7 protein-coding genes and 2 tRNA genes are annotated in these 10,282 nt (G+C 58.9%); 4 read left to right on the forward strand and 5 right to left on the reverse strand.

Annotated features, from left to right (window positions below):
• Positions 1 to 77 (forward strand) — tRNA-Arg (locus NHU87_RS28095).
• A 19-nt stretch (positions 78 to 96) separates the two neighbouring features.
• Here NHU87_RS28095 and NHU87_RS28100 read toward each other — a convergent pair.
• Positions 97 to 615, reverse strand: coding sequence for a cell envelope protein SmpA (locus tag NHU87_RS28100; RefSeq protein ID WP_253555061.1), 519 nt, complete (start codon positions 613 to 615; stop codon positions 97 to 99).
• Between the two features lie 321 nt (positions 616 to 936).
• On the opposite strand from NHU87_RS28100, the gene mgtE reads away from it, so the two are divergent.
• On the forward strand, positions 937 to 2,379 hold the full coding sequence (gene mgtE, locus NHU87_RS28105) for a magnesium transporter (protein ID WP_253555073.1): 1,443 nt from the start codon (positions 937 to 939) through the stop codon (positions 2,377 to 2,379).
• 101 nt (positions 2,380 to 2,480) lie between these two features.
• Here mgtE and NHU87_RS28110 read toward each other — a convergent pair whose 3' ends face one another.
• Positions 2,481 to 2,807: an Arc family DNA-binding protein gene (locus tag NHU87_RS28110; protein ID WP_003178899.1), complete on the reverse strand. Its 327-nt coding sequence runs from the start codon at positions 2,805 to 2,807 to the stop codon at positions 2,481 to 2,483.
• 387 nt (positions 2,808 to 3,194) lie between these two features.
• Between NHU87_RS28110 and phnN the strand changes: the two genes are divergently transcribed.
• Positions 3,195 to 3,767, forward strand: a complete 573-nt coding sequence (gene phnN / locus NHU87_RS28115; RefSeq protein ID WP_253555075.1) for a phosphonate metabolism protein/1,5-bisphosphokinase (PRPP-forming) PhnN — start codon at positions 3,195 to 3,197, stop codon at positions 3,765 to 3,767.
• Here the strand turns inward: phnN and NHU87_RS28120 are convergent.
• Entirely contained in the window at positions 3,742 to 3,921 is a 180-nt protein-coding gene (locus tag NHU87_RS28120; protein ID WP_253555077.1) for a PA3371 family protein, read from the reverse strand. The two genes, phnN and NHU87_RS28120, sit on opposite strands and share 26 nt — an antisense overlap.
• Positions 3,922 to 3,943: 22 nt before the next feature.
• Positions 3,944 to 4,177, reverse strand: coding sequence for a hypothetical protein (locus tag NHU87_RS28125; RefSeq protein ID WP_253555079.1), 234 nt, complete (start codon positions 4,175 to 4,177; stop codon positions 3,944 to 3,946).
• A 290-nt stretch (positions 4,178 to 4,467) separates the two neighbouring features.
• On the opposite strand from NHU87_RS28125, the gene NHU87_RS28130 reads away from it, so the two are divergent.
• Positions 4,468 to 4,544: transfer RNA gene (locus NHU87_RS28130), tRNA-Arg, on the forward strand.
• A gap of 83 nt (positions 4,545 to 4,627) precedes the next feature.
• Here NHU87_RS28130 and NHU87_RS28135 read toward each other — a convergent pair.
• Positions 4,628 to 10,282, reverse strand: a 5,655-nt coding sequence (locus tag NHU87_RS28135) for a VCBS domain-containing protein (RefSeq protein WP_253555081.1), incomplete at its 5' end; no start/stop codon positions are given.

The following is a 10,282-nucleotide window of genomic DNA, read 5'->3' on the forward strand; positions in this document are numbered from 1 at the left end:
GCACTCGTAGCTCAGCTGGATAGAGTACTCGGCTACGAACCGAGCGGTCACAGGTTCGAATCCTGTCGAGTGCACCAAACACCAAAAAGCCCGCGTTTAACGCGGGCTTTTTGCCGTCTGCGATTTGGCTTTTCCTTTGGTACAACCCTTCTCATCGAATTCGATATGAGCACTGCGCCCTCGCTTGTTGTCATAGCGGTAGCTGGTGGCTGAATTGCGCGTGCTGATCTTGTCGGGTTTGCCGAGAGCGCTTTTGACGTCCTGTTGACTCATGCCCGCAACGACCCGCTGATTGATGATTGCTATGCGGCGTTCTTTCGCGCTGAGCAGATTTCCACATGTGCCTTCGGATTGACCCACTATCGTCGGTTCTCTCCTTTGGAATTTCATACCTGATGTTTCGCGAAACTCGGCCTCTGGCATCAGGGGCGTCGCGCTGCCTGGCAGGAACGTGTGTACGTCTTGAAGTGAAAGGCTTTCTCCAGTCGTACAGCTCAAGGTCGTGAAGGTGATGTGCCCATTGGCGGCTTCGCACCGGTGAACGGTCGTGGCGAGCACCTGGGGCGGTAGGCAGAGCAAGGCGGCAAGCAAATAGTAATGAGCATTCGATGGCATTCGACGTCCTCCATGACGGTCTCCATCAAGGGTAGTCATTACATTTTCAGGCGGTGGTGTGTTTTCTTTTCAGGATAAGTCGTCGCAGTTTCATGGATCAGGACAACGCTCAGGTTTGTCTCGCAAGCACTTGTTTCAGCCGCGATTTTTTAACGTTTAAAACCGTCAGGCGGTGTTATCATTGCGCCCGTCAGCCCCGCCGGGGCTTGTGGAATACCTCCATGGACTTACCCAGTAGTTACTCAGTACCCCGTTTCTACAATCATGAATTGACTGATTGATCCTTCCGGCGTGCCCCGCTGCTGGGAGTGGAGTTCGCCTATGTCTGAAGTTGAAGTAAAGAAAACGCAGGAAAGCTTGCAGGACCGCCTCGCTCAAGTCGTTGAGCTGCTGCAGCGCCAGCGGGTGGTCGAAGACCTGACTCATCGCCAGGAAGGTCCGCATCACGACCGGGTCGAGAACCTGGTTCACCGGCAAAACCTCGTCGAGTTGCAACGCAAGCTCGATGATCTGCACTCCGCCGACGTTGCCTACATCCTTGAAGCCTTGCCACTGGACGATCGCCTGACGGTCTGGCAATTGGTCAAGGCCGATCGCGACGGCGACATCCTGCTCGAAGTATCCGATTCGGTTCGTGAAACCCTGATCGCCGACATGGACGATCACGAGCTCCTGGCCGCGGCCAAGGACATGGATGCCGACGAACTCGCTGACCTGGCCTCCGAGCTGCCGCGAGACGTCGTCCACGAGCTGATGGAAACCCTCGATGGTCAACAGCGCGAGCGCGTCCGCTCCGCGTTGTCCTATGACGAGGAGCAGGTCGGTGCGCTGATGGACTTCGAGATGGTGACCATCCGTGAGGATGTCAGTCTCGAAGTGGTTTTGCGTTACCTGCGTCGTCTCAAGGAGCTGCCGGGCCACACCGACAAACTGTTCGTGGTCGATTACGACGGCGTGCTCAAGGGCGTGTTGCCGATCAAGCGTCTACTGGTTAACGACCCGGAAAAGCAAGTATCGGAAGTCATGGCCAGTGACCCGGTGAGCTTTCATCCGGACGAAGACGCTTACGAGGCCGCCCAAGCATTCGAACGTTATGACTTGATCTCGGCGCCGGTGGTCGACAAGAACGGCAAGCTGATCGGTCGTCTGACCATCGATGAAATGGTCGACCTGATTCGTGAAGAGAGCGAAAACGAAGTTCTCAACATGGCGGGTTTGCGTGAAGAAGAAGATATTTTCGCGTCAGTCTGGAAATCCCTGCGCAACCGTTGGGCCTGGCTGGCGGTGAACCTGATCACCGCGTTCATTGCATCCCGGGTGATCGGCCTGTTCGAAGGCTCTATCGAGAAGCTGGTAGCACTCGCGGCATTGATGCCGATCGTCGCCGGTATCGGTGGCAATTCGGGTAACCAGACGATCACCATGATCGTTCGGGCCATGGCGCTGGACCAGGTCAGTACCGGCAATACGTCGCGACTGATGCGCAAGGAGTTGGCGGTTGGTTTGATCAATGGTCTAGTCTGGGGCGGCGTGATTGGTGTGGTGGCCTATCTGCTTTATGGCAGTTGGTCGCTGGGCGTGGTGATGACCGCCGCCATGACGCTTAACCTGTTGCTTGCGGCATTGATGGGGGTTTTGATTCCGATGACGCTGGCGCGGCTTGGGCGCGATCCGGCAATGGGGGCCAGTGTGATGATCACGGCCATGACCGACAGTGGCGGTTTTTTCATCTTCCTCGGGCTGGCAACGATTTTCCTGCTCTGAGTCCTGCTTTAAAAGAACCCGCCCAATCGGCGGGTTTTTTTTGACCAGATTTCAGGCAAAAAAAAGCCAGCAATTACGCTGGCTTGAGCTTTCGGGATGAATCAGGAAGCGTCTGCGGCCATTTCGGCGTCATGGGCGATCAGCGAAACCAGAGCGTTTTGCTGACGGTGGGAGAGTTGGCGGAAGCGCTGCAACAGTTCGCGTTCATGCAATGACAGCTCGGGGCTGTCCAGGCGCATGCTCAATTCTTCACCCAACGCGCCTTCCTGAATAAGGCTCTGCTCAAGGCGCGCGATGATTTCGGAGTTCATGCTGCGATGATGATTGCGAGCCACCTCGGCAATGCGTTCACGCATTCCGTCTGGCAGACGTACGACGAACTTGTCAGCCGTACGGCTGGAATAAATTGCCTGTTTCAATGGGCGCATATATTTAACCGGTTAGTTCAGGGGAGCGGTTTTCGGGATAGGCCGCAGGATGTCAGATAGGACAAGCACTCCGGCCAAATGTTCAACCTGAATTGATAGAGGCGCGCATCATGCCTCAAATTAGCCGGATCATTGGCGTCAATTCTGTGACAAATATTGATCTGGGTAAAGGCTTAATGCCAGCACCTATTATCAGAAATGCGGACTGGTTTGAAAATAATCCATGAGTCCGTATCGCTGACCGCGTCCTCTTGCCCCGACAGGTGATGCCCGAAGACGTCTGAAGGTGCATGCTATGCGGATTCGATCCTTGTTCCTTACCTTATACAGGATAGTGGCAAATGGCCGATTTACTAGTATGGGCACGTGGCGCGGGATGATTTCAGGATGGATGGCAGGCTGATTTATTTAATGGGGCCTTCGGGATCCGGCAAGGACAGCCTCATCGAAGCCGCTCGCGAGCCGCTGCGCGCACGCAATTGTGAAGTCGTGCGCCGCGTTATCACGCGCTCTGCGGAATCGGTGGGTGAAGACGCCATCGAGGTGTCCCGGGAAGAATTCGAGAGACGCAGAGCCCAAGGAGATTTTGCGCTGTCGTGGCAAGCCAATGGGCTTGATTACGGTATTCCTGTGCGCATAGACCAATGGCTCGCGGACGGTCGCGATGTGTTGATCAACGGTTCGCGCGGGCACCTGGCAGAAGCGCAACAGCGCTATCCCACGCTATTGCCGGTGTTGTTGACGGTCAAGGATGAAGCCCTGCGCGAGCGTCTGCTACGGCGGGGGCGTGAGAGCCCGGCAGAAATTGAAGCAAGGCTGCGCCGAAATGCGCTGTTTATGGCTGATGATTCAATCGGTGATAGGCAGATCCGCCGACTCGATAACTCAGGCGACCTTGCTGACACCGTTGCCAATCTTCTGAAGCTGCTGAGCCTCAGCGCAAAACCGGATCGAACTTGATCTTGCGCCCGGCGATCAGCGCCAGCACGAACAGCGCGCCGAACACGCCGCAAGCAATCAGGGGCAGGGTGACGACCGTGTCCTGGACCAATGACAAATGAAGGATGCCACTCAGAAAGGCGAGGATGAAAAATCCTGCGGCTGATTTGGACATGCTGTGCTCCTGATGGGGTGATTCAAAATACCAAGCGTTCGAAAGACTGTGTGCGCAGCTGAATAATCTCTTGGCTCACCTCTTGGCCGACAACCCTCGGTTGATCGTGCGTGACTGCCAATTGAGGCGTTTTTTGTAGTTGCAGGTAATGAGGTATGCGTTGAGCAATTGTCGCAGCATCGTTTTCGGGGAAGAAATGAAAACCCAACAGAACCGCCAAAGCGACCGCGTTCGCGACTAACAAAGCGCTGTTCATGGGGCTGATCTCCTGTGTTCTGTGAAAACAGTCGAAGCAGCCCGCATGCCAAAAGTTTAACGGCTATTAAATCCTTTAAAAACAACGAATTAAGATATTTGTGCAAAATGGCTGCATTGCATTTTGCAATGATGGCATTTTGCGGTGATGCAAATTGCACGGTAAACAAAGCCACGCTGCCGTGAGACGTCTGCCTACACTTAAAAAGCCTACGGACGACATGACAAAAGCGGGCCTGCCCGTTAACATGCACGCCGTCCATCGCTCCGCATTCCTTGCAGGGCGACTGTGTCTCAGTAGCTCAATTGGATAGAGCATCCCCCTCCTAAGGGGAAGGTTGGCAGTTCGAACCTGCCCTGGGACACCACATATTTGAAAGCCCCGCGCAGAGTGATCTGGTGGGGCTTTTTTGTGGCTGTCTGCAGCGGTGGATTCAACTCCAGCCCAACATCACGCCGTCAGCGTATGGTCAGCCTCCCCAAACCAGGTACGCACCAGATCGGTACCGCTCGTGCCCGTGTTGGCAAGGACCGCCACATCGGCGAAGTTCGTACCATTGGCTGTGCCGTCGGTATCCACCTTCACGGTGATGTCGCTGCCCGATTGCGCCAGTTGGACGAAGTCGGACGCCTGGCTGACACCGCTAACGAAGTTGGCGCTGAGCAGTGCGGAGAGGTCGAGCGCGTCACCTTCGGCGAAGTTGTAGTCGAGGATGCTGTCTCCACCTTCATTCGCGTTGAGGTAGGCGAACATATCGGCTCCCGCGCCGCCGCTGAGCGTGTCCTCACCACCACGGCCCGCCAGGATGTCATTGCCGTCGCCGCCACTGAGTACGTCCGCCGCCATGCTGCCCACCAGTGTGCCGCTGGATTCGCCGTTGTAACTGACTTGGGTACCGGCCTCGCCGTCGGTGAGCTGGAAGTCTTCCACCGTGTAGTGCCCCAGCAGATTCACCTCAGCCCGGTGCGTGCCATCGTCCACCGTCAGCAGGCCGCCGGCGCCAGAGGCGTTGGCGCTGTAGCTGAGTTGGGTGTTGGCGCCGAAGGCGAGATTGCCGAAGGTCAGCATGTCATCGCTCTCCAGGCCGAGGATGCCGACCAAGGAACCCGCCGCCTCGGCTTGTGCGATCACCAGCGAGCCCGCGCCTTCGCCGTGGAAGGCAACGGACCCGTGTGCGGCACCGACAAAGGTCAGTGTCGCGTCGCCGTCGATAGTGGCGCTGCCGTTGCCCATCACGTCGGCCAGCAGGCGCATGTCGCCACCGTTGGCCCACAAGTGGCCGGAGTTTTCGACCGCACTGGCCACAGTCATCCCGCCTGCACCCGTGGACTCCAGCACTCCGCTGTTGGTGATGGTATTGGTGCCGGTGTCGAGCACCAGGCTGTTCAGTCCGCTGGCCAGAATCAGGCCTGCATTGACCAATACCATCTGCCCGGCGCCCAATTGCCCGGCACCGGAAATACGGTTGTCGGCATTGGTCAGCACGGTGTCGGCGCTGCCGCCGAAAATCACATTTTGTGCGCTGTCGGATAGCAATACCTGGCCGCCACCGGTCAAGGTCGCGCCACGGAACAGAATCTCAAGATTGGTCTCGCTGCCGGTGGAGCCGAGTTCGATGGTGCCGCTGTTATGAATGCTGCCACCGAACGGCATGATCGCGCCGTCGGCAATGGTGAGGGTACCGATATTGGTCATGACCGGGTCCACATCGAACTGGAAGTTCGCTTCGCTCAAGTCAGCCGCATCGACACCTTTCAGGGTGACCGTCTGGCCCGAGCTGATGCTGACCAGCGCATTGCCGTTGGCGTCGTTGGTGATACTTAAATCAGTGAAGCTGTTGATGCCTGGGAAGCCGATCAAGTCGATTTTGTCCGCCGCGGCATCGAAACTGTAGATCTGGTTGTTACCAATCGGCTGGGCGAAGACGAAAGTGTCGGCACCGGACGAGCCAGTCAAATTGTCGTCAGCGGACAAGGCGAAGATCGGTGCGCCAGGGGCGTAGACTTCGACATTGTTGAACACATAGGCGCTGCCGTCGCTGCCGTCGCTGTTGCTCCAGTACATGTTGACCTCAAGCACCAACGCTCCCGCGAAGTCGCTTGGGGTTGTTACCGTCAATGCGCCAGGATCGCTGGTTTGCACGGTCCAGGTGCCATCGCCGTTGTCGGTTCCCGCATTGAATATCCAACCCGAGGGAACACCGCTGATTGAGACCGTTATCGGGCCACTGACATCGGTCGACGGGGTAGTGAGGGCTAAATTGATAGGTTCGCCGGCAACGCCTGCCGGAAGGTTTGCACTGCTCCCGGCAGCACCCGCATTACCCGCCAGGTCGGTATAACTGTTTGCGGCAACGTCGACTTTCACGCTACCGGATTGTGTTCTAGTCAGCGTCGCCGTGTAGGTATCGCCGTCTACCTGCGTGAAGTTGCTCAAGGTTGCGCGGGGCGTTGCCCCTGATGCACTCACCGTGACGTCCGCCAGGTTGAAACCGCTGACTGCCTCACTGAACTGGAAAGTGATTGTCGATACTGAACCGATCGAGTTCCCTAACGCCGTGCCCGTCACTGTCACCGTCGGCGCCACGGTATCAACTGGAGTCTCAACTACATTCTGCACGTTTACCGTAATCGTCTGCGTGTCGATTCCGCCATTGCCGTCGGCCACCTGAACGCCCACAACATAGGCATTATCACCGTCTGCACCACCGACATCCTGGGCATTCTCGTAATCCGGCGCCGAATTGAACGTCAGCACCCCAGTCGAACTGATAGAGAACTTGCTGAAGTCCGTCCCGGCCGTGTTCAGAATCGAATAGCTCAGCGTTTGCGCTGGCAGATCAGCATCGCTAGCCATCACTGTCGTGACCGCCGTGGTGTTCTCCGCCACGTTGATCGAAGCCGTCGCACCACCTCCGTTGGAGGTGATCACCGGGCTGTTGTCGTTGACGCCCGTCACGCTCACGGCGAGCGCTTGGTCGTCAAACAGTGTGCCGTCCGACGCCCGCACAATCACGTCATAGATGTTGTTCGTTCCCGAGTCAGTTGGCGCCTCGAAGTTAGGCGCAGAGACAAAGCTCAGCGCGCCCGTGCCTGAAACGATCGAGAACTTCGCGGCATCTGCTCCGCCGACGATGCTGTAGCTCAGCGTTTGCGCTGGCAGATCGACGTCGGTCGCCGTCACTGTTGTGACTACTGTGGTGTTCTCCGCCACGCTGACCGAAGCGGTCGTACCACCGCCGTTGGAGGTGATCGTCGGCGAGTCGTTGCTGCCGTTGATGGTCACCGTCACTGCAGTCGCGGTGCCGTCAGCACTGAGTACCGTGAAGGTATCGGTCAGGCTGTCGCCGATATTGAGTGCATCGAAGGCCGAGTTGGCGGTATAGCTCCAGTTGCCCGTGGTATTGATGGCGAAGGTTCCGTTGGCGCCGACGGTGCCGGATTGGGCTTGGAAGGTTTCCGGGTTGTCGACGTCGCTGATGGTGAGGGTGCCACCTGTGGTCAGCGGGGCATTGGTTTCGGTCAGCGTGACGCTGGCTGAGGACAGCACGGCGGCGTCGTTGCTGCCGTTGATAGTGACCGTCACCGCGGTCGCGGTTCCGTCGGCGCTGAGTACCGTGAAGGTGTCGGTCAAGCTGTCGCCGATATTAAGTGTGTCAAAGGCCGAGTTGGCGGTATAGCTCCAGTTGCCCGCGGTATTGATGGCGAAGGTCCCGTTGGCGCCAGCGGTGCCGGATTGGGCTTGGAAGGTTTCCGGGCTGTCGACATCGCTGATGGTGAGGGTGCCAGCCGTGGTCAGCGGAGCATTGGTTTCGGTCAGCGTGACGCTGGCCGAGGACAGCACGGCGGCGTCGTTGGTACCGGTGATGTGCACGGTGACCGAGGTGAGGGTGCCGTCGGCGCTGCTTACCGTGAAGGTGTCGGTGTAGGTGGTGCCGGCGACGAACGCGTTGTGGGCGCTATTGGCGACATAATTCCAGGCACCGTTAGTGCCGATGGAGAATTGGCCGTAACTGCCGGCGGTGTTGGACTGCGCGACGAAGGTCGCGGCGCTGTCGATGTCGCTGATGCTGAGCGTGCCGGAGGTGGTCAGCGGGGCATTGGTTTCGTTCAGGTTGACGATGTCGGCGGACAACAGCGCGGCGTCGTTGGTGCCGAGGATCAGCACGGTGACCGAGGTGAGGGTGCCGTCGGCGCTGCTCACCGCGAAGGTGTCGGTGTAGGTGGTACCGGCGACGAACTCGTTGTGGGCGCTATTGGCGACATAACTCCAGACACCATTCGTGCCGATGGAGAGTTGGCCGTAACTGCCAGCGGTGTTGGTCTGGGCTACGAAGGTCGCGGCGCTGTCGACGTCGCTGATGGTCAGGGTGCCGCTGGTGGAGATGTCGGTAGTGGCATCGGTCTCGGTCAGGTTGGCGATATCGGCGGACAACACGGCGGCGTCGTTGGTCCCGAGGATATGCACGGTGACCGAGGTGAGGGTGCCGTCGGCACTGCTCACCGTGAAGGTGTCAGTGTAGGTGGTGCCGGCGACGAACTCGTTGTGGGCAGAGTTGGCGACATAGCTCCAGGCACCATTGGTGCCGATGGAGAACTTGCCGTAACTGCCGGCTGTGCTGGTTTGCGTGACGAAGATCGCGGCGCTGTCGATGTCGCTGATAGTCAGGGTGCCGTTGGTGGTCAGCGGAGCATTGGTTTCGGTCAGCGTGACGCTGGCCGAGGACAGTACGGCGGCGTCATTAGTGCCAGTGACGGTGACAGTCACCAGCTGAGTGTCCACACCGCCCAAGCCATCGCTGACCTGAACGCTGAACACTTCGTCATGACTCTCGCCAGCCCCCAGCGACTGCACCGCACTGGCGACACCATCGGTGCCATTGGCCAGCGTGTAAGTCCACTGGCCGGTGCTGTCCACCGCGATCGAACCGTAGCTGCCGGTATCTGCACCGGCAATGCTCCAAGTAGCGGTGGCAGCTTGATCGATATCGGCCGAGCTGAGCTGGCCGCTGACGCTGAGCGTGGTGTCTTCCTGCACCGCACCGGCATCGTTACCCGTCGTGAAGCTGAGCACTGGCGCATCGTTGCTGCCGGTGACGGTGACCGTCACCAGTTGAGTGTCCACGCCGCCGAGACCATCGCTGACCCGCACGCTGAACACTTCATCGTGACTCTCGCCAGCCCCCAGCGACTGCACCGCACTAGCGACGCCATCGGTGCCATTGGCCAGGGTGTAAGTCCATTTTCCGGTGCTATCCACCGCGATCGAACCGTAGGTGCCGGTATTCGTACCGGCAATGCTCCAGGTGGCGGTGGCGGCATGATCGATGTCGGCCGAACTGAACTGGCCGCTGACGCTGAGCGTGGTGTCTTCCTGCACCACACCGGCCTCGTTGCCGGTCGTGAAACTGAGCACGGGCGCGTCGTTAGTGCCGCTGACGGTGACCGTCACCAGTTGAGTATCCACGCCGCCGAGGCCATCGCTGACCTGCACGCTGAACACTTCATCGTGACTCTCGCCCGCCCCCAGCGACTGCACCGCACTGGCGACACCATCGCTGCCATTGGCCAAGGTGTACGTCCACTGGCCGGTGCTGTCCACCGCGATCGAACCGTAGGTGCCGGTATTCGTCCCGGCAATGCTCCAAGTGGCGGTGGCGGCATGATCGATGTCGGCCGAGCTGAGCTGGCCGCTGACGCTGAGCGTGGTGTCTTCCTGCACCGCGCCGGCATCGTTGCCGGTCGTGAAACTGAGCACGGGCGCATCGTTTGTGCCAGTGACGGTGACGGTCACCGACTGAGTATCCACGCCGCCGAGGCCATCGCTGACCTGCACGCTGAACACTTCATCGTGACTCTCGCCCGCCCCCAGCGACTGCACCGCACTGGCGACACCATCGCTGCCATTGGCCAAGGTGTACGTCCACTGGCCGGTGCTGTCCACCGCGATCGAACCGTAGGTGCCGGTATTCGTCCCGGCAATGCTCCAAGTGGCGGTGGCGGCATGATCGATGTCGGCCGAGCTGAGATGGCCGCTGACGCTGAGCGTGGTGTCTTCCTGCACCGCACCGGCATCGTTACCCGTCGTGAAGCTGAGCACTGGCGC

The sequence above is a fragment of the Pseudomonas mandelii genome (genome assembly GCF_024138395.1).
Taxonomy (GTDB): Bacteria; Pseudomonadota; Gammaproteobacteria; order Pseudomonadales; family Pseudomonadaceae; genus Aquipseudomonas; species Aquipseudomonas mandelii_E.